General features: G+C 64.7%; 22 protein-coding genes and 1 tRNA gene. 9 read left to right on the top strand and 14 right to left on the bottom strand.

Annotated elements, in window-relative coordinates:
• The first annotated feature begins 71 nt into the window (after positions 1-71).
• Positions 72-2528 carry a methyl-accepting chemotaxis protein gene (locus K1X15_RS21200; protein ID WP_240549636.1) on the top strand — a complete coding sequence of 819 codons (2457 nt, stop codon included), beginning with the start codon at positions 72-74 and terminating at the stop codon, positions 2526-2528.
• On the opposite strand, the gene K1X15_RS02645 is transcribed toward K1X15_RS21200, so the two are convergent.
• Together K1X15_RS02645 and K1X15_RS02640 are read right to left on the bottom strand one after the other, a co-directional pair.
• Positions 2525-3781, bottom strand: coding sequence for an EAL domain-containing protein (locus K1X15_RS02645; protein WP_220305950.1), 1257 nt, complete (start codon positions 3779-3781; stop codon positions 2525-2527). The genes K1X15_RS21200 and K1X15_RS02645 overlap by 4 nt on opposite strands.
• Before the next feature lie 163 nt (positions 3782-3944).
• Positions 3945-5126: an ROK family transcriptional regulator gene (locus K1X15_RS02640; RefSeq protein WP_220305949.1), complete on the bottom strand. Its 1182-nt coding sequence runs from the start codon at positions 5124-5126 to the stop codon at positions 3945-3947.
• A 161-nt stretch (positions 5127-5287) separates the two neighbouring features.
• Here K1X15_RS02640 and K1X15_RS02635 point away from each other — a divergent pair, with 161 nt between their 5' ends.
• Positions 5288-6715: a sigma-54-dependent transcriptional regulator gene (locus K1X15_RS02635; RefSeq protein ID WP_240549635.1), complete on the top strand. Its 1428-nt coding sequence runs from the start codon at positions 5288-5290 to the stop codon at positions 6713-6715.
• Between the two features lie 119 nt (positions 6716-6834).
• On the opposite strand, the gene K1X15_RS02630 is transcribed toward K1X15_RS02635, so the two are convergent.
• Positions 6835-7215: a hypothetical protein gene (locus K1X15_RS02630; RefSeq protein ID WP_220305948.1), complete on the bottom strand. Its 381-nt coding sequence runs from the start codon at positions 7213-7215 to the stop codon at positions 6835-6837.
• Positions 7216-7325: 110 nt separating this feature from the next.
• Here K1X15_RS02630 and K1X15_RS02625 point away from each other — a divergent pair, with 110 nt between their 5' ends.
• A complete protein-coding gene (locus K1X15_RS02625) occupies positions 7326-7487 on the top strand; it encodes a hypothetical protein (RefSeq protein WP_220305947.1) in 162 nt (53 codons plus the stop codon).
• Between the two features lie 19 nt (positions 7488-7506).
• Here the strand turns inward: K1X15_RS02625 and K1X15_RS02620 are convergent, their stop codons facing one another.
• The 3 genes from K1X15_RS02620 to K1X15_RS02610 all read right to left on the bottom strand — a co-directional run bounded on the left by K1X15_RS02620 (position 7507) and on the right by K1X15_RS02610 (position 9111).
• Entirely contained in the window at positions 7507-8475 is a 969-nt protein-coding gene (locus K1X15_RS02620; protein WP_276315290.1) for a DMT family transporter, read from the bottom strand.
• A gap of 18 nt (positions 8476-8493) precedes the next feature.
• Positions 8494-8685: a hypothetical protein gene (locus K1X15_RS02615; protein ID WP_220305946.1), complete on the bottom strand. Its 192-nt coding sequence runs from the start codon at positions 8683-8685 to the stop codon at positions 8494-8496.
• A gap of 66 nt (positions 8686-8751) precedes the next feature.
• Entirely contained in the window at positions 8752-9111 is a 360-nt protein-coding gene (locus K1X15_RS02610; RefSeq protein ID WP_220305945.1) for a DUF427 domain-containing protein, read from the bottom strand.
• A 183-nt stretch (positions 9112-9294) separates the two neighbouring features.
• On the opposite strand from K1X15_RS02610, the gene K1X15_RS02605 reads away from it, so the two are divergent.
• The 3 genes from K1X15_RS02605 to K1X15_RS02595 all read left to right on the top strand — a co-directional run bounded on the left by K1X15_RS02605 (position 9295) and on the right by K1X15_RS02595 (position 11755).
• A complete protein-coding gene (locus tag K1X15_RS02605; RefSeq protein ID WP_046103399.1) occupies positions 9295-9585 on the top strand; it encodes a co-chaperone GroES in 291 nt (96 codons plus the stop codon).
• 58 nt (positions 9586-9643) lie between these two features.
• Complete coding sequence (groL, locus tag K1X15_RS02600; RefSeq protein ID WP_220305944.1) at positions 9644-11284, top strand: chaperonin GroEL; 1641 nt, start codon at positions 9644-9646, stop codon at positions 11282-11284.
• A 237-nt stretch (positions 11285-11521) separates the two neighbouring features.
• A complete protein-coding gene (locus tag K1X15_RS02595) occupies positions 11522-11755 on the top strand; it encodes a BrnA antitoxin family protein (protein WP_220305943.1) in 234 nt (77 codons plus the stop codon).
• On the opposite strand, the gene K1X15_RS02590 is transcribed toward K1X15_RS02595, so the two are convergent.
• The 7 genes from K1X15_RS02590 to K1X15_RS02560 form a co-directional block, all read right to left on the bottom strand.
• A complete protein-coding gene (locus K1X15_RS02590) occupies positions 11756-12505 on the bottom strand; it encodes a TSUP family transporter (RefSeq protein WP_220305942.1) in 750 nt (249 codons plus the stop codon).
• A 39-nt stretch (positions 12506-12544) separates the two neighbouring features.
• Positions 12545-13762 (bottom strand): glycosyltransferase family 2 protein, encoded by a 1218-nt coding sequence (locus tag K1X15_RS02585; protein ID WP_240549634.1) that lies wholly within the window; start codon positions 13760-13762, stop codon positions 12545-12547.
• A gap of 63 nt (positions 13763-13825) precedes the next feature.
• A complete protein-coding gene (locus K1X15_RS02580; RefSeq protein WP_220305941.1) occupies positions 13826-13996 on the bottom strand; it encodes a hypothetical protein in 171 nt (56 codons plus the stop codon).
• 3 nt (positions 13997-13999) lie between these two features.
• A complete protein-coding gene (gene hisG / locus K1X15_RS02575) occupies positions 14000-14692 on the bottom strand; it encodes an ATP phosphoribosyltransferase (protein WP_220305940.1) in 693 nt (230 codons plus the stop codon).
• A gap of 172 nt (positions 14693-14864) precedes the next feature.
• On the bottom strand, positions 14865-15929 hold the full coding sequence (locus K1X15_RS02570; protein ID WP_220305939.1) for an ATP phosphoribosyltransferase regulatory subunit: 1065 nt from the start codon (positions 15927-15929) through the stop codon (positions 14865-14867).
• 217 nt (positions 15930-16146) lie between these two features.
• Positions 16147-17646, bottom strand: a complete 1500-nt coding sequence (gene hisS, locus K1X15_RS02565) for a histidine--tRNA ligase (protein WP_220305938.1) — start codon at positions 17644-17646, stop codon at positions 16147-16149.
• Positions 17647-17901: 255 nt separating this feature from the next.
• The gene (locus K1X15_RS02560) at positions 17902-18165 is read right to left on the bottom strand and encodes a hypothetical protein (protein ID WP_220305937.1); all 264 of its coding nucleotides are present in this window, start codon (positions 18163-18165) and stop codon (positions 17902-17904) included.
• A gap of 494 nt (positions 18166-18659) precedes the next feature.
• Here K1X15_RS02560 and K1X15_RS02555 point away from each other — a divergent pair, with 494 nt between their 5' ends.
• The 3 genes from K1X15_RS02555 to K1X15_RS02545 all read left to right on the top strand — a co-directional run bounded on the left by K1X15_RS02555 (position 18660) and on the right by K1X15_RS02545 (position 21740).
• Positions 18660-19079: a response regulator gene (locus tag K1X15_RS02555; RefSeq protein WP_220305936.1), complete on the top strand. Its 420-nt coding sequence runs from the start codon at positions 18660-18662 to the stop codon at positions 19077-19079.
• Between the two features lie 140 nt (positions 19080-19219).
• A complete protein-coding gene (locus K1X15_RS02550) occupies positions 19220-19849 on the top strand; it encodes a L,D-transpeptidase (protein WP_240549633.1) in 630 nt (209 codons plus the stop codon).
• A 58-nt stretch (positions 19850-19907) separates the two neighbouring features.
• Complete coding sequence (locus tag K1X15_RS02545) at positions 19908-21740, top strand: TadE/TadG family type IV pilus assembly protein (protein ID WP_220305934.1); 1833 nt, start codon at positions 19908-19910, stop codon at positions 21738-21740.
• Between the two features lie 15 nt (positions 21741-21755).
• On the opposite strand, the gene K1X15_RS02540 is transcribed toward K1X15_RS02545, so the two are convergent.
• Positions 21756-21832, bottom strand: a tRNA-His gene (locus K1X15_RS02540).
• Positions 21833-22045 lie beyond the last annotated feature (213 nt).

Here is a 22045-nt window from a genome sequence, read left to right as displayed (position 1 = left end):
AGCCGCAACCGGGGCAATTCATGTCCGGGCGCAATGCCACAAACAGGTGCAGACCTCCGATGTTCAGCCAAATGAAACTCTCGCTCCGCCTGCCGATCATGGTGGTCGGCATTGCCATGGCAACCGGCGCCAGCCTGGGACTTGCGGCCTATTTCAGCAGCGATGCGATCGTCACCAGCCAGGCCGAGCAGCGGCTCGATGCGGCGGCGGACAATGCCACGGCGGCGCTGGATGCCTATCTCAGCGAAGTGCGGCAGGACCTGACCCTGTTCGCCAATCGCAGCGATGTGGCGGCCGCGCTCTATTCGTTTGCCGGGGCGGTGCATTCGCTCAAGGGCCAGGGGGACCCCGCCACGCTGTTGCAGGACGCCTATGTGGCGAGCAATCCGCATCCGCATGGGGAACGCCTGCTGCTCGACACTTCGGAAAAGCTCTCGGTCTATGACCAGATCCACCGCAAGCAGCATGACGAGTTCCGCAGCCTGCTCGAAACGCGCGGCTATTACGATATTTTCCTGTTCGATCTCGACTTCAACAATGTCTATTCGGTGCAGAAGGAGGCCGATTTCGGCACCAGCTTTGCCGACGGTGGCGGGCCATGGGCCGGGAGCGACCTGGGCAAGGTGGTGCGGGCGGCCATGGCGGGCAATCCGGGCGATGTGTTCCTGACCGATTTCGCGCCCTATGGTCCGAGCGGCGCGCCGGCGAGCTTCATCGCCGCACCGGTCTATGACCAGGGATTGCAGGCGGGCGTGCTCGCCTACCAGATGCCGCTGGGCCGTATCAGCGAAGTGCTGAGCCGCACCAAGGGGCTGGGCGAGAGCGGCGATGTGTTCCTCGTCGGCCAGGACGGGCTGGTGCGCAATGATTCTCCCAAGACCGAGAATGACGACGCGCTTTCGACTTCGCTGGGCGGCGAGATCGTCACCAATGCGCTGGCCGGTACGGCGGGCCTGGGACCGGTGGACCATGATGGCGAACAGATGATCGGCAAGGCGATGCCGATCTCCTTCGGCGGGTCCGACTGGGCCGTGGTGGCCCTGGAAAACGCTTCGGACATCCTGGCGCCTTCGCACATGCTGCGGAACATTATGCTGGTGATCGGGGCGGCGTTGCTGGCCCTTTCGGCGCTGGGCAGCGTGCTGATCGCGCGGACCATCACCCGGCCGGTGGGACGGTTGACCGGGGCGATGACCGGCATCGCGGGCGACCAGCTGGACATGACAGTCCCGGGACTGGGCCGCGCCGACGAACTGGGGGCGATGGCCGAGGCGGTGGAAGTGTTCCGGCAGAACGGCTTGCGCATCGCCGAATTGCGCGCCGCCGAGGACAGCATGAATGCCGAACGCGCCCAGCAGGTGCGCATGGTCGAAGCGCTGCAGCAGGACATCGACCGCGTGGTGGGCGCGGCTATCGACGGCGACTTTTCGCTGCGGGCGGAAACCGATCTTTCCAACCCCGAACTCAAGCGCCTGGCCGAGAATGTCAATGAATTGCTGGCGACGGTGGAGCGCGGCATCGGGGAAACCGGCGAGGTACTCTCGGCGCTGGCCAAGGCCGATCTGTCGCAGCGCGTCAACGGCAGCTACAAGGGCGCCTTTGCGCGTCTCAAATCGGACACCAATGGCGTTGCCGAGCAGCTCGGGCAGGTCATCGTCCAGTTGCGCCAGACCTCCGGGGCGCTGAAGACAGCCACGGGCGAAATCCTGGCCGGGGCAAATGATCTTTCCGAGCGGACCACACGGCAGGCCGCCACGATCGAGGAGACTTCCGCGGCCATGGAACAATTGCGCAATGTGGTCAGCGAAAACGCCAGCCAGGCAGAGGATGCCAGCGGCAAGGCGCGCACCGTCTCGGCAGAAGCGGAAGCCAGCGGCGCGGTGATGAGCAAAGCCACGGAGGCCATGGAGCGCATCACCCAGTCTTCGGCCAAGATTTCCAACATTATCGGGCTGATCGACGACATCGCCTTCCAGACCAATCTGCTGGCGCTCAACGCTTCGGTGGAAGCGGCCCGTGCCGGTGAAGCGGGCAAGGGCTTTGCCGTGGTGGCGGTGGAAGTGCGGCGGCTGGCGCAGAGTGCGGCGCAGGCCTCGGCCGACGTCAAGGCCCTGGTGGAGCAGAGCGCCAGCGAGGTTGGCGGCGGCTCGAAGCTGGTCGCTGAGGCGGCCGAGCGGCTGCTGGCCGTGCAGGCCGGGATCAGCGCCAATGCCACGATGCTGACGGGCATGGCCCGCGCCAGCCGGGAACAGGCGGCCTCGATCGAGGAGGTCAACATGGCGGTGCGCCAGCTCGACGAGATGACCCAGCACAATGCAGCGCTGGTGGAAGAGACCAATGCCGCCATCGAGCAGACCGAAGCGCAGGCGGCCGAGCTGGACCGCGTGATCGGGACTTTCACCCTGACGGCCGCGGAGCCGGGCCAGGAAGCGGAGCAAACGGAGGCCGGCGCGCGCGGCCTGATCAATGGATTGAAAAAGCGGTTGGGTGGCGCTAGCCATCCTGACGCAGCCCGGGTCCAGGCCTAGAGCTCGGCGCGGCGCAATTGCGGGGTGACGGTACGGGTCGAATCCAGCGTCAGGTCGGAGCGCACCGGGCCGGGGGCGGCGATATAGTCGCCCTGCACCAGGAGGATGTCGCTGTCGAGCAGTTCGACGATCTGCCGCTCATTGGCGATGCCGGTGGCCAGAAGGGTCACTTCGAAGCGCGCCAGGTAGTTGGCGATATCCGTCATGTGAAAGTCGGTGAAGGCTTCGGGCGCGGCAATGAAGCGGCCGGCGTCGACGCGCAGCGAGCGGACGCCGAGGGCCGCCATATCCGCCACATCGACGCGGAGCGAGGTCATGCCGGCGATGGAGAAACCGGCGCCCTTGCGCACCATTTGCTCGACCACGGCCCGCTCATGCGTGGTCAGGGACTGCCAGTCGCTCTCGGAGACGAGGAAAGTCAGCGCCCCGGCAATGGCGCGGTTGGCATCGAGCGTCACCAGGAGCTGCTCGGCGGATGCCTCGTCGCCCAATGAGGCACGGGAGAGCGGGATGTGCATCATGGCCGGCTGGCCACCTGTGCGGGACCGCCGGGCGATGGCCACGGCTTCGACAAGGCCCGTCCCTTCGATGATGCGGATCACGTCCTTGCCGCCGCGACGCGGCATGAAATCGCGCGCTTCGGCCAGTTCGCCATCCTCGAGCATTAGCCGCGGCACCATATCATAGCCCACGGCCCGGCGTTGCGGGAGCTTGACGACGGGCTGCACGTGATGGACCAGGCGGCTCTCGTCGAGCGCCTGGCGCAGCATTTCGAGCGGAATGACCGGCTCGGTCTCAGGGACGATGACGGGAGTCGGCTGGGCCGGCGGAGGTGGTGGCGTGATCAGGCGCGCATCGGCCGGCTGCGACGCCGGCCGGGACGAGCCGGCCTTGGCCACCTTGTCCTCGACTTCGGCAACCGCTTCGGCGACCTGCCGGATGACCGTGCCCAAGACCGAAATATCGGCCTCGACGGTTTCGAGGCGCTGGCCAGGGTTGAGGTCGGCAATGGCGTTGATGCGCTGGCCCAGCACCGCGCCGGCCTGGGCGTCGGTGGCCAGGAGTCGGGAGAGATCCTCGATGGCACGCTCAAGCCGGTTTTCGGCGCGCTGGCGCAGCACGCGCTCCATGAGCACAACACAGGCACAGGCGAAGACCACGGCAACCAGAATCGCATTGGCCGGTGTGAAGGTCAGGCCAAAATAGGCCAATGCCCCCAGCCCGGCTGCGGAAAACGCGATCAACGAATACACAAGAGCCTGCACGGCGGACCTGAAACCCCTGTATTTGTGGCGCATGACTTGCCGGAACACCGGTGCCAGTGTTCCGGACCATGCGCCGGCGCCGGGATTCGACACATTTTTACTTAGCACCCCACCAGCAGCGGAAAAAGCGCCGCCGGGGCTCTGTCCCGCCCTATTTGGCGGGATCGGGCTCGAAGAGCTCCCAGGCGCGCGAAAAGTGCTGGCGGAACAGCAATAATTGCGCGGCGCCGAACACCACCGCAGAAGGCCCGGCGCGGCCGCGCGCCAGCCGGGGGCGATGCGCGAGCATGAGCGGCAGGCCTGCCAGATGGGCCTGGGTGCCATCGAGCAGTCGCTGCAGAATCGATTCGGGAAGATCGCCGTTGATGATGGCCAGGTCGATCTCGATCATTGCCGTGGTGGTGAGAATGGCCTGCGCCAGGGCGTGCCCGGCATCATCAAGCCAGCGCGACACATGCGGCTCGATCTGGTCCCAATCCCATTTGCGCGGCGAACCCTGCAGTGCCGGCCCACCGCCATCGAGCACGCGCAGTTTCAACGCATGGAGCGAGGCCATCAGGTGCAGATAGGCCGGCCGACCGCTCCGGTCGTGAACGATGATGGCCCCCAGATCGGCCGCATTGCCATAGGGCCCCTCGAGCAGGCTGCCGCCGGTGACGACGCCGCCGCTGACGAATGTGCCCACGAAGAAGCCCGCAATGCCACTCGGTCGCGGCGTGGGGTGGACGGTAATTTCCCGCCAGGCCGCCGCACTGCCATCGTTGACCCAAACGACCGGCAGGCCGGTGGTTTCAGCCATGCGGACACCGACGTCGATTTCGGCCCATTGCTCGCGAAGGCCAGCGGGCGTACCGAGCAGATCGAGCAGTGGCCCGAAATTGCCCGGGGAAGTGACGGCGATCCCCGAAAGGCGCTCGTGCTGGCCGTCGTTGAGGCCGGAGAGCAGAATTTCCACGTCCGACGCCACTTCGGCGAAGACGGTGCGCGGATCGGGATAGGGGTAGCTGCGCCTGACCGCAGCCACTGCCTGACCGGCAATATTCTGCAGGAGAACCTCGTAGTGCTGCCAGCCGATCTCGACGCCCAGTGAATACCCGCCCTGTGGATTGAGTCGATAGGGAGTCGCCGGCTGGCCGCGCCGGCCCCGCAGCACCTCACCCCGGATGATCAGGTCACGCGCCTCGAGATCGGCCAGGATGCGCGCGGTGGTCTGCGGCCCGAGGCCGGAGCGGCGCGCAATATCGGCATTGGAGACCCCGGGAATGCCGGCAATCAGAGACAGAACCGCGCGCTCATTGGCCAGGCGGACACCCGTCTGGGTGATGCCGCGCACAATTGGTTCAAAAACATCCTGACTGGATTCGTTTCGCATGGGCCAGAGATAAACGTTGTTTGGATGACGGGCGCAAGAACGGAATATTTACCCTAATTCGCAACAATTCGGAAAACGACAAGAACGTTCCGACTACGGACCAGACCAGGGTTTACTGCGCAATGATGATGACGAGCGGAAGCGACAACGCGCTCTGCGGCCGGCTCTTGCTGATCGACGCCGATGTTGCCTGTGCCCGCCAGACCGGCGAAGGCTTGGCAGGGGCACTGCTTGTGGCGCCCCGAGTGACCCAGGTCGCGACCGGCCGATCCGCCGTGGACATGCTGCGCAAGACGCGCTTCGACGTGATCATCGCCGACCTGGAAAGCCTGACGGACCTCGGACCGAGCATCGAGGACGCAATGAACCGGCTGGTGCGACTGGCCGAAGGCGCCCTTATCCTGGCCGTGGCCGGGAGCGGTTCGGTCAGCGCGGCGCTGGGCGCGATGCGTGCCGGCGCCCACGACTATGTCGCCAAGCCGGTCAGCGGCGCGACCCTGGCCGGACGGCTGGCGGAACTGGCGCAACGCCACGGGCGACCCCGCTCGCTGGGCGTCGAGGCCGGGCCCGAGCCGGTGGTTGCCGATTTTGCCGGATTTGTGGGCGCCTCGAGCGCCATGCAATTCCTCTATGAACAGATCGGGCGCGTTGCCGCTTCCTCGGCGCCGGTGTTCATCACCGGCGAGAGCGGTACGGGCAAGGACGTCTGCGCCGAGGCCTTGCACGCCAAGGGCCAACGCGCCGGAAACCGGTTTGTCGCCATCAATTGCGCCGCCATTCCCCGCGACCTGATGGAAAGCGAGCTGTTCGGCGTGGTGCGCGGCGCCTTTACGGGTGCCCATGAGGATCGCAAGGGCGCGGCGGAACTGGCCGATGGCGGCACGCTGTTTCTCGACGAAGTGGGCGAGATGGATCTCTCGCTGCAGTCGAAGCTGTTGCGGTTCCTGCAGACGGGTACGATCAGCCGGGTGGGCGAAACCGCCGCGCGCAAGGTGGATGTGCGCGTGATCTGCGCCACCAATCGCAACCCGATGCAGATGATCGCCGACCGGCAGTTCCGTGAGGACCTATTCTATCGCCTGCACGTGCTGCCCATCCACCTGCCGCCCCTGCGCCAGCGCCCCAGCGACATCATGGTGCTGACCCGCCACTTCCTCAGCCGCTATGCCCGCGAGGAGCACAAGAGCTTCACCGGCATTACCCAGGAGGCCGCGCAATTGCTGACGGCCGCTGATTGGCCCGGCAATGTGCGGCAATTGCAGAACCTGGTGCGGCGGCTGGTGGTGATGTTCGACGGTGGCGAGATCACTGCCGCCATGATCGGCGCCGCCGACATTGAATCCAAGGTCTCCGCCCCTGCCCCGGTCGAGGCGCCGCGTGCCGAGCGCCGCAGCATCCTGCCGATGTGGCAGCAGGAACAGCGCATCATCGAGGACGCGATCGCCACGTTTGGCGGCAATATCTCGATGGCCGCGGCGGCGCTGGAGATCAGTCCCTCGACGATCTATCGCAAGCGCCAGAGCTGGTCGGACATGGCCGCTACCGGCTAGGGCAATTCCCGTTCTGACTGAATCCGAACGGGAGCTCTATCTTTTTGTTTTGTCACGCTTTCGATTCTCGGGTCGGCGCCCGAGAAGCGAAAGTGGTGTCCACTTTTGCTGAAAGCGCTCTAGGACAGGGCCACGATCAGCGCCAGAGCACAGAGCACCGCAACAAGCGGCGTCATGGTGAGGCGTTCCGGCAGGCTGCGGGAGATGGCGTTCATCACGATACCCAGGGCCAGATAGGCGACGAGAGCCCAGGTGGCCGGACCGATCCAACCCGCATCCGGCCAGGGCGCAAGAAGCGCCGACCGCATCATCACGATGGCCGAGAACAGCCCATAGAGGACTATCGACAGCAGGCTGCCGATGCGCAGGCCGCGCGGCAGGACCTTGTGCTGTCCACCCCAGGCGAAATGGCCCAGCGGCGCACCCAGCGCCAAAGCAAGCTGGAACACGGCCAGGCCGGCCATGAGGACAGTGAAGATGATTGCGGCCGTGCCGGCCATGGCGCTCCTCCCCGGGACACAGGCCTCCACGGTGTCAGGACTTGCCCCAGCAGTGCAACCCGTGGCCGGGCCCGAGCATTGCGTTCTTTGCAAACAGGAGGTGATTTCAGATGCTTACGATGGCCCAAAGGCGCAGAAGAGCAAAACTGCTCAAGACAGGCGCCGCAGTGGCTCTGCTCGCGATTGTCCTGACCCCCAGACTGGACGATATCGATTTTCCGCAGCTCGGGTTCCCGTTGATCACCACGGCGGTGGCAGCGCCACTGGAGTAGCGCGTGGCGTATCGCGACACTAGGGCGTGTTGGCCTGGCGCGCCTTGGACCTGTCCAGCCCCAGCCAGTGCTCACGCAGGATGACGGCAATGCCGGATGCGACGATGATCAGCGCGCCGACCAGCATGGTTATGGTGGGCACATCGGCAAAGATCACGAAGCCGATGATGATGGTCAGGAGCAGCGAGGTGTATTCGAACGGGGCAATGACCGACATGTCGGCATGGCGGTAGCACGAAGTCAGCAGCAATTGCCCGAGACCGCCAAAAACGCCGGCACCGACCAGCAGCACCGCCTGCTCCGGTGTCGGCCAGACCCAGCCCAGGGGAATGGTGCAGAGGCTGATGACGCTGGCACTGATGAAGAAATAGGTGACGATGGTTTCGGTCCGCTCGGTCTGCACCAGGGTGCGGACCTGCAGCATGGCAAAGGCGGACAGGATGGCGCCGCCAAAGGCAGCCAGCGCGCCCACGGCCTCCGCATCCCCCAGCACGGCACCGCCCGAGAGCACCGTCAGGCGCGGCCAGAGAATGACCATGACGCCCACCAGACCCACCAGGACGGTGGTCCAGCGGAACACATGCACCCGCTCATGCAGCAGCACGGCTGAGAGAATGACGATGATCAGCGGGGAGGCATAGCCGATGGCCGTTGCTTCGGGCAGCGGCAGGCGGGTCAGCGCGAAAAAGCCCAGGCTCATCGAGGTGACACCGATCAGGCCGCGCAGCACGTGCCCGAGCGGACGCGTGGTCTGGAAGGCGCTGGCAAGATTGCCCTTCCAGGCGAGGAAGCCCAGCACGGGCAGCATGGCGAAAAATGAGCGGAAGAACACCATCTGCCCGGAGGGCACGGTGTGGGTGGCCTTGAGCATGGTGGCCATGACCACAAAGCAGCAGACCGAGGCGACCTTGAGGGCAATGCCGCGCAGCGGGTCACCCGTCGCAGCCTTGGCGGAAGCGCGGGCAGGCTCTGCGGGGGACGCGGTCACGACAGTCCTGTCCGGGGCCTATTTGCCCGCAGCTTCCAGCTTTTCCTTGGCGATGCGGGCCGTGGCGAAGGCCTTGTGCTCGGGGCCGACGGCACTGCCGGACTTGACGACCTTGCCCGAGGCGTCCTGCACCTCCCAATGCCAGTTGGTATTGGCGCCGACGCCGCCGGCGCGGCGCAGTTTGATCTGAAAAGAAGACTGTTCGCTCATAAGGCTGCTTATGGCCCAGTCTTGGAGCGGGGGGAAGAGGGAAACAGCGCCGCCGGGCGGGCGCGCCTAGACTTCTGACACCCGCACCGAAACCCGGTCACCCCCAAAGGTGAGCATGTCGCGGATCGGCGCATAGGCGCCGTCGGCATAGGGGTAGTACCAGGCTTCGTCCACACCGTCGGCAGTGAGGGTCTTGATGGTGTAGAAATGGGCGTCGCCGGGCCCATCCTCGTGCCGCTGGGTTTCGGAGGCTTCGAGAATCCCGGGATGGACGTCGTCCAGGGGCACGAAGACCAAGGGCGACCGGCCCTGGCGCTCAAGGCTGAGGGCATGGAGGGTGCTGGCGATCTCGGCATCATCGAAAATGATGTGGACGCGCCCCTCGACCGGCGTCACCCGCGCTTCCGCTTCCCTGCGCTCGTCCATTTCAATTTCTCCATGCGTTCGAAAACCGTCCCGTAGTAACGCACGAACAAAAACTTCGGTTCACGCGCCTTGACTCTTTGGAAGCCCGATCCCTATATCCCCAACAGCTTGTTAGCACTCACCCAAAGCGAGTGCTAACAAGCACAGAATCGCATTCAGAAATGATGCCAAGAGGAACAAATCATGGGCTTCCGTCCCCTGCATGACCGCGTGGTCGTCCGTCGCGTCGACAGTGAAGAAAAGACCAAAGGCGGGATCATCATCCCAGACACCGCCAAGGAAAAGCCCTCCGAGGGTGTGATCGTCTCCGTGGGCCCCGGCGCCCGCGACGAAAACGGCAAGATCAATGCGCTGGACGTCAAGGCCGGCGATCGCGTGCTCTTCGGCAAGTGGAGCGGCACCGAGGTCAAGCTCAATGGCGAAGACCTGATCATCATGAAGGAAAGCGACATCATGGGCGTGATCGAAGCGTAATCCGCTTCTCGCGCCTTTTTTGTCGTCCCCCCAACCAGATATTCTCAAGGAGCCATAAATGGCCGCCAAGGAAGTCAAATTCTCCACCGATGCCCGCGAAAAGATGCTGCGCGGCGTCAACATCCTCGCCAATGCGGTGAAGGTCACCCTCGGCCCCAAGGGCCGCAACGTCGTGATCGAAAAGTCGTTCGGTGCCCCGCGCATCACCAAGGACGGCGTGTCGGTCGCCAAGGAAATCGAGCTCGAAGACAAGTTCGAGAACCTGGGCGCGCAGCTGCTGCGTTCGGTCGCTTCCAAGACCAACGACATTGCCGGTGACGGCACCACCACCGCGACCGTTCTGGGTCAGGCCATTGTCGTCGAAGGCGTCAAGGCCGTCGCCGCCGGCTTCAACCCGATGGACCTCAAGCGCGGCATCGACCTGGCCGTTGCCGACGTGATCGAGAGCCTCAAGGGCTCGTCCAAGAAGATCACCTCGTCGTCCGAAGTTGCCCAGGTCGGCACCATTTCGGCCAATGGCGAATCGTCCATCGGCGACATGATCGCCGAGGCCATGCAGAAGGTCGGCAACGAGGGTGTCATCACCGTCGAGGAAGCCAAGACCGCCGAGACTGAACTCGATGTCGTCGAAGGCATGCAGTTCGACCGCGGCTATCTCTCGCCCTATTTCGTGACCAATGCTGAAAAGATGACGGCGACCCTCGAGGACCCGTACATCCTGCTGCACGAAAAGAAGCTTTCCAACCTGCAGGCGATCCTGCCGATCCTGGAAGCTGTCGTTCAGTCCCAGCGTCCGCTGCTGATCATTGCCGAAGACGTCGATGGCGAGGCCCTGCCGACCCTGGTCGTCAACCGCCTGCGCGCCGGCCTCAAGGTCGCTGCCGTCAAGGCCCCGGGCTTTGGTGACCGCCGCAAGGCCATGCTGGAAGACATCGCTGTCCTCACCGGCGGCCAGGTGATCTCCGAAGATCTCGGTATCAAGCTCGAGAACGTGACCCTGGACATGCTCGGCACTGCCAAGCGCGTCGAGATCACCAAGGAAAACACCACGATCGTCGATGGCGCCGGCACCCAGGACGAGATCCAGGCCCGCGTCGGCCAGATCAAGGCCCAGATCGAAGAGACCTCTTCGGACTATGACCGCGAAAAGCTGCAGGAACGCCTGGCCAAGCTCGCCGGTGGTGTTGCCGTGATCCGCGTCGGTGGTTCGACTGAAGTGGAAGTCAAGGAACGCAAGGACCGCGTCGATGACGCGCTCAACGCGACCCGCGCTGCCGTTGAAGAAGGCATCGTGCCGGGTGGTGGCGTTGCCCTGCTCCGCGCTGCCTCCAACATCAAGGCCAAGGGCGCCAATGCCGACCAGGAAGCCGGTATCTCGATCGTCCGCCGCGCCCTGCAGGAGCCGCTGCGCTGCATCGCCAACAATGCTGGCGCTGAAGGCTCGGTCGTCGTGGGCAAGGTCCTCGAGAACTCCGCCATCTCGTTCGGCTACAATGCCGCGACCGGCGAATATGGCGATCTGGTTTCCCTGGGCGTCATCGACCCGGTGAAGGTGGTTCGTACCGCTCTCGAAGACGCCGCTTCGGTTGCTTCGCTGCTGATCACCACCGAGGCCACGATCGTCGAAGCCCCGAAGGCTGAGGCACCGGCAATGCCGGGCGGCGGCGGCATGGGCGGCATGGGCGGCATGGATTTCTAGTTCGCGAAAGCGAACCAGATCCTCCTTCGCTCACGGGCCATACGTGGTCGGCGAAAGGCCGACCACTCGCCCTCCGCGTGGGCGGCCGACGGCCGGGCGACCTTGTCGCCTGGAAGAAAGAGCTTCCAGGATCGTTTCTTCCCAGTCACGATCTTGGTGGAAAGCCCCGGTGGAAACACCGGGGCTTTTTCTTGCCCAGGGCGGTATGGTGCGCCCAGCAATCAGCGAGGACATGAGATGCGAACACCCCGACGCGGCAGTGCCCTGGATCAGGCGGAAGCTGCCTTCAAATCCGTAACAAGCAAGACCGAGGACAAACCGGCACGGACCACAACCCCGCCCGAGGGCAAGGAAATGGTGTCGCTGCGGCTCGACCGTGCCGTGCTGGAGCATTTCCAGGAAGACGGGCCCGGCTGGCAGGATCGGATCAATGCGGCGCTGCGCGTGGCCGCAGGACTGGACCCGGCCTGATCAGGGGAAGGCCAGGAGCTTGATCGCCAGGGCGATCGAGACGACGACCACAAGGGGGCGAATGACCCTGGCGCCATAGCGGATGCCGGTATGGGCTCCGACATAACCGCCAATGAGCTGGCCCAGCGCCATGACAATGGCGACCGGCCAGACAACGTGCCCCTGCGGGATGAAAATGGCCAGCGCCGCCAGGTTGGACGTGAAATTGAGCGCCTTGGTGCTGCCGGTGGCGCGCGTCAATCCGAGCCCGAACAACAGCACAAAGCCGATGGTGAAGAACGAGCCGGTGCCTGGCCCGAAGACCCCGTCGTAAAAGCCGATGGCAAAGCCCATGACCGGCACGAGGGGCCCGAAGGGCAGGCGGGCGGCCTTGTCGGCATCGGAGAGTTTGGGGGCGAAGAGGAAATAGAGCGCGATGGCGATCAGCGCCACGGGCACGGCGATATCGAGCAGGCTGGTATCGAGCTGGCTGACCGTGAGTGCCCCGAGAAAGCTGCCGGCAAAGGTCAAGGCAATCGCCGGGATGAGGCTGGGCAGGTTGACAAAACCGCGCCGCCAATAGGTCCAGACAGCCATGCCCGTGCCCACGACACTCTGCATCTTGTTGGTGGCGAGCGCTGCCACCGGTGGCAGGCCCGCCGAGAGCAGGGCCGGCACGGTGATCATGCCGCCCCCGCCGGCGATGGCATCGACAAAGCCAGCCAGCATGCCAACGCCCAGCAGGGCGAGAAGGAGGAGAGGGTCGAGCATTGTCGCGGAAGCCTTTGTGTGGCGCGCCGCCGGCCGGGGCTAAGCCCGGTCGGAGCGGCGGCGGAACTGGTCGTCGGGCGCGGGCTGATCGGCCAGGCGACGCTCATAGATGGGAATGTTGATCATGGAGGACATGAAGGCGCTCATCATCAGCTGGAAGCCGGTGACCAGGGCAGTCATGGCCAGGATCACCATGCGCAATGTTGCGCTCGAGGTGAGCGGGCCGAAATCGCGTCGCGCCCATTCCCAGAGCCCCCAGCCCATGGCGCCCATGCCGCCCAGCATGAGCAGGACCGCAAACAGAAGCAGGCGTTCGAGCGTCAGGCCTTCGAGCAGCCGGTCATAGACGCCAGAGCGCGGAATGAAGCCATAACGCGAGGCGAAGCGGCGGCCGATGATGGCGAAGGCGATGGACTGGGTGCCCATGATGACGCAGAGCGCCGCCACCAGCAGTGTGTGAACACCGAAGGTGACGCCACCGATCACCACCGGACCGCGCAGCAATTGCGCGCCGACGACAAGGCCGATCCAGAGCAGCGCAACGCCCGGATAGAGAAACAGCCAGCGCGGGGAAAACAGCAGCAGGAAGCGCAGATGCCGCCAGCCATCGCGGAAGGAACGCAGATGCGGCCGGCGCGAGCGGCCATCGGGCTTGAGCGTGGTGGGGACCTCGCGCACGTCTAGCTGGCTCAGGGTGGCCTTGACCACCATTTCCGAGGCGAACTCCATGCCGGTGGTCCGCAGGTTGAGATTGCTGATGGCGTCGCGCGAAAAACCGCGCAACCCGCAATGGAAATCGCGAATGGGCGTCCGGAAGAACAGGCGGCCCAGGAAACTCAGAACCGGGTTGCCGATATAGCGATGATGCCAGGGCATTGCGCCCGGTGCGATGCCGCCGGCAAAGCGGTTGCCCATGACCAGATCGGCACCATCGCGCAACTGGGCCATATAGGCATCGAGATTGGCAAAGTCGTAGCTGTCATCGGCATCGCCCATGATGACGAAGCGCCCGCGCGCCTGTGCAATGCCTGTGCCAAGGGCGGCGCCATAGCCGCGCTGGTCGGCACTGACCACCCTGGCCCCCAGGGATTCGGCGATGGCCTGGGACCCATCGGTCGAGCCATTGTCGGAAATCAGCACTTCGCCGGCAATGCCGCTGCGCTTGAGAAAGCTCTGGGCCTTCTCGACGCAGGTCGCCAGCGTCTCTGCCTCGTTGAGGCAGGGCATGAGAATGGTCAGTTCAAGGTCTTCGGCCACGACGCCCCTCGCCGGACAATTTGGTCCTTGTGCCGTGATTTGGGCAGGCGAGGCAATGGCCCGTCAGGGCGCACCGGCCTTGCCATCGCCCTCACCTTCATCGCCACCGGGAGCAGCATCTCCCTGGGGAGCCTTTTCATCCTCCGCGGGGCGCGCAGGTGGCTGGCGCAGGCCGGCATAGACGATGGCGCCGGTGCCCAGAAGCACGAAGAGCAGCACGAAAGCCAGTTCCATGGTCTAGCGCCCCAGCAGGGCCAGGAGATCGTCCAGCACGGCCTGGCGCGGGGCAGTCCAATCGGCGGTTTTCGAAACGATCAGATTGGCTTCGCTCCGGAGCATGACGCCATCCTCGAGCACGCGCAGGCCATTGGCTGCAAGGGTCGAGCCGGTCGAGGTGATGTCGACCACGATATCGGCGACGCCGGAGGCCGGCGCGGCTTCGGTGGCGCCAAGGCTCTCCACGATCCGGTATTCGGCAATGCCCGCCTGAGCGAAATGCTGGCGGGTGATGGTGATGTATTTGGTGGCGATGCGCAGCCAGCGGCCATGGCGGGAGCGGAAGTCGGAGGCGACATCGGCCAGGTCGTGCATATGGGTGACGTCGATCCAGGCCTCGGGCACGGCGATGACCACATCGGCATGACCGAAGCCGAGATCGCGAGCGAACTCGACCGCTTGCGGGCCGGTTTCGCTGGTCTCGTGGATCAGGTCACGCCCGGTGACGCCGAGATCGATGGTGCCGCGGATCAGTTCGCGGGCAATTTCCGAGGCCGGGAAGAAGCGCACCGTCACGTCGGGCAGGCCTTCGATGGCCCCGAGATAGGAACGCGCGCCGCCCGGACGGGTGATGGTCAGACCGCGATGGGCAAACCAGTCGCGGGTGAGTTCTTCAAGGCGGCCCTTGGAGGGTACGGCGAGGGTGATGGTCATGGTGCTGGCCTCTGAAGAGACACCGCCGAGCGTACCGAACCCCCACCCTTGATCCCTCCCCACAGGGGGGAGGGAGACGATGAACACAGCCATCTCGGTCTTGCGCCTCCCTCCCCTTGATGGGGAGGGAATGAGGGTGGGGTGCCCCATGCGGACTGGGCAGAGTGAATCATCATTTCGGCCACTCGGCTTCGAGGCGCTCGACCCAGAGGGCGCAGCCGGAGGCGGCGATGGGGGCGGTGGCGCCGAGGCGTTCGAGCAGGCGATCATATTGCCCGCCGGATACAAGGACCGTGCCGCCCTGCCCGCGCATCTCGAAGACGATGCCGGTATAATAGTCGAGCCGCGGGGAGAAACCGGCGTCGAAGGTCACGCGGGCCTCACCAAGGCCATCGAGATGGCGGCGGATGGCTCGCAGCGGCGGGCCGAGGAAGAGCCTGTGTCGTTCGGCCAGGGCCTCGAGCTGCCGCAAGGCGGCAAGCGCGTCGCCCTTGATGGCGAGATAATCGCGCAGGAGCTTGAGGGTCGCCGCGGGCACCTGAGCGGCGTCGAGGGCCTGCTGTTCGAGGTAGCGGTCAGCAATCTCGTCCGGCGAGCGGCCTTCCGACAGACTCAGGCCTGCCGAGACCATGCGGGCGGTCACGTCCTCGATCAGATCGGCGCGGGCAGGCTGTTCGCTGCGCAGGCCCTCCGGCGCCCGTTCGAGGCGGGTCAGCAGGCGATCCATGGCCTCGGGATGGCCGAAGCGGTGGCGGATGCGCGGGCGCCAGGCATCGGGCATGTCGGCCTGGGCCAACAAGGCCTCGAACAGGCCGACGCCGCCGAGCTTGACCTGCGGGGTGATGCCATAGAGCGAAAGTGCAGCGCGGGCGAAGGTCAGCACCTGATCGAGCGCGATATCGCCATCGGGCTGGGCCAGGAGTTCGATACCGGCCTGATCGAATTCGGCCGGGCCAGAGCTGCGCTGGCGGAAGATGGGGCCGAGATAGGAAAAGGCCGCCGGCTCCCCTGCGCCTTGGGCGATGTAATCGGCGACGATGGGCAGGGTGAAATCGGGCCTGAGGCAGTATTCCGCGCCGGTGAGATCGGTGGTGAGCAGGAGGCGTCGGCCGAATTCTTCGCCGGCGAGGTCGAAATAGGGATCGGCCTTGAGGAGCAGCGGCGGCGTGGCACGGCAGCCGCCCTGGGCCTCGACGAGGGATTCAAGCTGGGCGCGGCGATAGGCGGCGTTGGTCATGGGAGGGTCTCACTCGCGCTCGCGTATGCACAGACGCCGACACCCCCACCCTGCTTCGCGACGGACTTGGCAAACGCCAAGCCCTGCTCAGCGTCCCTCCCCACAAGGGGGAGGGAGCCGAAGGAACCGAAAGGCCGCAACCTGCGCCTCCCTCCCCCGTGTGGGGAGGGATTGAGGGTGGGGGTCCTTCTCATTGAAACCTTCGCCCCCAGCATCATCAACCCTGCTCGCTCAGCAGTTTCTGGACGGCCGAGACCAGATCTTCGCGCCTGATTTCGAACTGGCCGGGGCGGGCGGCTTTCCATTCGGCATTGTCGGTGATGGCCTGGGCCGCCTGTTTGCCGGCGATCAGGTCCTTGACCTGCAAGATGCCCTGCTCGCGCTCCTGGCTGCCCTCGATGATGACGATGGGCGAATTGCGCTTGTCGGCATAGGCGACCTGCTTGCCGAAATTCTTGGTGGAGCCGAGGAACATCTCGGCGCGAATGCCGGCCTGCCGGAGTTCGGCGACCATGGCCTGGTAACGGGCGGTCTGGTCCTTGTCCATGACGAGGACGACCACGGGGCCCGCCGGCTCGGTGGCGCCGAGATTGCCGGTGAGCTTCAAGGCATTGGCGAGGCGCGAGACGCCGATGGAAAAGCCGGTGGCGGGCACGGGCTCGCGGCGGAAACGGGAGACGAGGCCATCATAGCGGCCGCCGCCGCCGACAGAGCCGAAGACCACGTCCTGGCCCTTTTCGTTCTGCACCTTGAAGGTCAGTTCGATCTCGAAGACCGGGCCGGTGTAATATTCGAGGCCGCGGACGACGGAGGGGTCGAGGATGACGCGGCCGCCAAAGCCGGCAGCGCTGACAAGGCCGAAGATGGAGGCCAGCTCCTGCACCCCGGCAAGCCCGGTTTCGGAGCCGCCAATGAGGCCTGCGAGCGTGTTGATGGTGGCAATGACATGTTCATTGCTGCCCTTTTCGACACCCTCGGCCGGGATGCCGCTATCGACATAGGCCAGGATGGGTTCGATCTGGGCATCGGTGAGGCCGGCGCCCTTGGTGAAGTCACCGCTTTCATCCTTGCGGCCGGCGCCGAGCAGCAGGCGCACGCCTTCGGGGCCGAATTTGTCGAGCTTGTCGATGGCGCGGAGGACGGTGAGCTTCTGCTCGTCGGTGACGACGCCCGCCGTGGCGAGCACGCCGTCGAGCACCTTGCGGTTGTTGACGCGCACGACATATTGGCCGGCCAGGCCCAGCGCATCCATGACGTCGGCCATCATCATGCACATTTCCGCGTCGGCCTCGGGGCCGGGGGCGCCGACGGTGTCGGCGTCGAACTGCATGAACTGGCGGAAGCGGCCGGGGCCGGGCTTTTCATTGCGGAACACATAGCCCTGCCGATAGGAGCGGTAGGGCTTGGGCAAGGTCTCGAAATTCTCGGCGAAGAAGCGGGCCAGCGGCGCGGTGAGATCGTAGCGCAGGCTCATCCACTGCTCGTCATCGTCCTGCAGGGAGAAGACGCCGGCATTGGGCCGGTCGGTATCGGGCAGGAATTTGCCCAGGGTCTCGGTATATTCGAACAGCGGGGTTTCGACCGGGTCGAAGCCATAGCGCTCATACACGGCCTTGATCTTCTCGATCATGGCACCGACAGCGGCAATCTCGCCCGGCGTGCGATCTTCGAACCCGCGCGGCAGGCGGGGCGTGATGAGCTTGGTCTTTTCGGTCATTTTCGAGCCCTGGAAAGTCGGCCCGTTGTTAGACGATCAAGGCCGGGGAGACAATGGCGGGTTGGGCAGTGCCGCCCCGCCCTCTGTGGGGATCGTCCCCGGGCAAACCCGAGGACGATCTTGAATGCGACAGCCGGGGCGTCACGCCATTCGAGCATAGCTCTCATGGCCTTCTGGCTTGAACGGCTCCACTGGAGCCCTTCATCCGCTATGCGGATCGCCTTCGAAGGGGCGGACCCCGGCTGCCTTTCTCAGTCACGGGCCGCCCCGGTCCGGCGGGTGCAGCCGATAGGCATGCAGATCGATGCCGGTCCATTGGAAGGCGTCGTCTGCAGGGGGCAGGCCGACATCTTCCCGCAGATAATCGGGGACGGCCGAATAGCGCACGGGCCGCAGGGCCCACCAGGCGCGGATGGCGCTGGCGATGACCGGCACCAAGCCGCGATGGCGCACGGCATCGGCGATGGAGAATTCAAGACGCAGCACGATGCTGCGCCCATCAAGCACGTTGGAAGACATGAGCATATCCGGCAGACGGGTCTGCCGGCCTCTTGAGGTTGAGAGGGGGAGAAAGGCGGATTCCGGACGCAAGACGACCCGGTTTCAGCGTTTCAGTTCAGTTGGGGTGGGGTGTCCGCGGACCGCGAGGCGGTCGAGGAGCCATCAGGACGACGAGGTCAGGCTCGTGCGCAATGATGGAGAGTGGGCCCCGAGTGGCGGGTGGTCATGAATTTCATAGAACGCCTCCCTCGGTTGGCTTTGCGGACCCAGGCTCGATAACTCACGGATTCGTGAGCCGCAAGCCCAAGATGTGGCAGCATGTCGCAGTGCAGGTCGTGTGTGGCAATTGCGCCACGGTTTGCGCAAGGCTCGCCGCATGCATGCAGTAAATGTCCGGATTGACAGGCGGGCATTGGCTGCTATCCACGGCGCGTATTCACTTTCCTGACCAGTCTATCGCTGCCTGACGCCCTTGACCGGCGCGCCGGTGCAGAGCTTGGAGACCGTGCGGCATGATCATTCCGGGGCAGCTCAGGGCACTCGTCGTGGATGACAATACCTATGCCCGGGCCATCTGCATGATGGGGCTCAAGAAGCTGGGAATCGGCGCGGTCGAGGAGGCCGATGGCGGCGGCGAGGCCATCCTCAAGCTGATGAGTTCGCCCTTCCACCTGGTGCTGATGGACTGGTACATGCCCGATATCAACGGCGCCGGCATCATGCAGGTGCTGCGCGACCCCCGCTTCGGCGGACCGGCCAAAACACCGGTGATCATGATGACGGCCTATCCCTCCCAGGACAATCTGGAGCGGGCGCGGCAATTGGGCGTCAATGAAATCCTGCCCAAGCCCTTTACCACCGAACAGCTCGGCATGGCGCTGGGGCGCGTGCTGGCGACCACTGCGCCGGTCGACGACGCAGTGTTTCTCTAGGGCCTGTCTCTCGCGCCCCCGAAGGCGGCCGGCAATGGCCCGTTAACCTTGCCCGTGGGGCCGCCATTAACCACGCGGCTTGACCTCTCTTTTGTGCTTCTGCCGGACAATGGGGCAAAGGCATTTTGGGGATGCAGGCCATGAAACTTCGATTTTCGCGCATGCTGGCGGCGGTGCTGACGGTGGCGTCGCTGGTTCCGGCGACCCTGCCGGTGCAAGCTGAAAGCTTCCGCCCGGGCTGGCGTTTCGCGCCGCCACCGGGGGTCACGATCACCGAGAGCCGGCCGCGCCATGCGCTGGCGCTGCAAGCCAATCCCTATGTGTCACCGACCTATCTCAGGCAGGTGGTGCCCTATGCCACGAGCGAGCACAGCGGCACGATCGTGGTCGATACGAGACAGCACTTCCTCTATTTCGTGCTCGGTGGCGGACGCGCCCTGCGCTACGGCATCGGGGTGGCGCGCGACGGCTTTGAATGGAGCGGCACGCATCGCATAAAGCGCAAGGCGGAATGGCCGAGCTGGACCCCGCCCGCCGAGATGCGCAAGCGCCAGCCCGGGCTGCCGCTGCGCATGGAGGGTGGGCCGGACAATCCGCTTGGCGCACGGGCTCTCTATATCGGCTCGACGCTCTATCGCATTCACGGCACGACCGAACCCTGGACCATCGGGCAGAACGTCTCGTCGGGCTGCATCCGCATGACCAATGCGGACGTGATCGACCTGTATGAAAGGGTTCAACTCAATTCGAAAGTGGTTGTGCTTTCCTAACCAGTTTGGGCGACAGTCCCCGCGCCCGGACGGGCTCAGCACAGGCCAGGTTCCACAGATGACCCAGTTCGCCTCGCTCCTGCGGCGGTTCAGCAAAGATGAAAGCGGCGTTTTCGCAGTGCTGTTCGGACTCATGGCGATCGTGCTGATCGCCTTGGGCGGGGCCACGGTCGACTATGTGTCGCTCGAACAGACGCGGCAAAGGGCACAGGTGGCGCTCGATGCCGCCGTGCTGGCCCTGCAGCCGGACATCTACACGCCGGGCATGACCGCCGAATCGATCCGCTCCCGTGCCGAGGAGATCGTGCTCGAGCGGATCGGCAGTACCAATGTCCTGGACGCGCGGGTCGATCAGGTCAGCATGGACACCGAGGCCGGCAGGCTGTTCCTGGGCGGCCAGATCACCTTACCGACAATGTTCGTCAGCCTGGTCGGGGTCACCCAGCTGCAGGGCAGTTTCAGTGCCGAGGCCGTGCGCGGCGCTGTGGACATCGAGGTCTCCGTGGCGCTCGACATCACCGGGTCGATGGGTGGGCAGCGGATCGTCGACCTCAGAGCCGCGCTCAACAACCTGATCGACACCATCGTGCAGGACACGCAGACACCCCGCTATTCCAAGATGGCGCTGGTGCCCTATTCGCAGGCCGTGAACGCGGGGACCTATGCAGACGCGCTGCGCGGGCCGATCCGCCAGCCCAAGGACATCAGCAATATTGCCTGGGCCACGGGCAGCACCAAATCGATTACCGGGGCGACCAGGGAAAACCCGGTCAAGATTACCACCTCGAACAATCATGGATTTTCCAATGGCGACTGGGTCTATATCTGGAACGTCAACGGCATGGGGCAGATCAACAACCGCGCCTTCCAGGTCACCGGCAAGACCAGCAACACGTTCAAGCTTTCGGGCGTAAACGGCTACTGGTACGACAATTACTGGAACGGTGGCTATGTGGTGAAATGCCTGGCAGCCAATTGCGGCGCGGTCGTCACGTCCAATAATCACGGATATTCGAACGGCGACACGATCTACCTGACCGATGTTTCCGGGCTGTGGGGCGTGAACAACAATGCCTATGAGGTATCCAGCGTCACGACCAATACCCTGGTACTGGCCGACATGAATGTGATCGGCAACGGCACCTATTCGAGCAATACCGGAAAGCTGCACTGCACCTGGCAGAATGCGACCGAAGGCTGCACCTATTACCGGTACCAGAACCCATGGGGCAGCTGGCGGACGTTCCCGATTACCAATTGCGTCACCGAGCGGAGCCCTCCGGTCGATGACCGGGCGCCCAGCACGACCTATCTGGGCCGCAACTATCCGCCTTCTGGCAATGGTTGCCCCAACCAGACGATCGTGCCCCTGACGGCGAACAAGACCGCGCTGCACGCCACGGCCAATGCGCTGAGCGCCGGCGGCTCCACATCGGGCAGCCTGGGGACGCTGATGTCGTGGTATATGCTGTCGCCCAACTTTGGCTATGTCTGGCCCGCAGGCAGCCAGCCGGCACCCTATGGGCAGGCCAATCTGCTCAAGGCCGCCATCATCATGACCGACGGTGACTATAATACGGTCCACTGCAATGGCGCGCTGGCTCAGAACTCCGGCTGGGGGTCGGGCAGCTCGAACGACTATATCAATTGCGATGCGCATAACGGCAATGCGGACACGCAGGCGCGCGCCTATTGCGACGCGATGAAGGCGACGGGCATTACGGTCTATACGGTGGGGTTCGGCATCACCCAGGGCAGCGCACAGGCCAACCTGCTGACCTATTGCGCGAGCAGTGCCAACAATGCCTTCCTGGCGGACAATGGCACGGCGCTGATCGCGGCCTTCGACCAGATCGCGCGCAACATCTCGTCGCTGCGCCTGACACAATAGGGAAGCCGGGGTGGGTGGTACCGCCTCTCCGGATTGAACGGAGGACCTCTAGATCCACAATCTAGCGCTCTAACCAACTGAGCTAAGGCGGCAGGACCCGCAACGGAGCATCGCCCAGGGGCGGCATCCGAAAGCGGGCGGAACATAGGTCGAGATGGGCGCCATGACAAGCACCGATTTTGTGCTGTGGACAGAGGGCGGTTTTGTCGCTGCAGCGGGCGGTTTTCAGGCCCGGGCGTGACCAATCCTTAGGAAAGGGCACTTAACCATTGGGCACAAAGCAGCCCTCTGCAGCGCTGCGCCGG

The organism is Devosia salina (assembly GCF_019504385.1).
Taxonomy (GTDB): Bacteria; Pseudomonadota; Alphaproteobacteria; order Rhizobiales; family Devosiaceae; genus Devosia; species Devosia salina.
The sequence above is the reverse complement of the archived record's forward strand: the minus strand, read 5'-3'. Positions and strand labels throughout refer to the sequence as shown.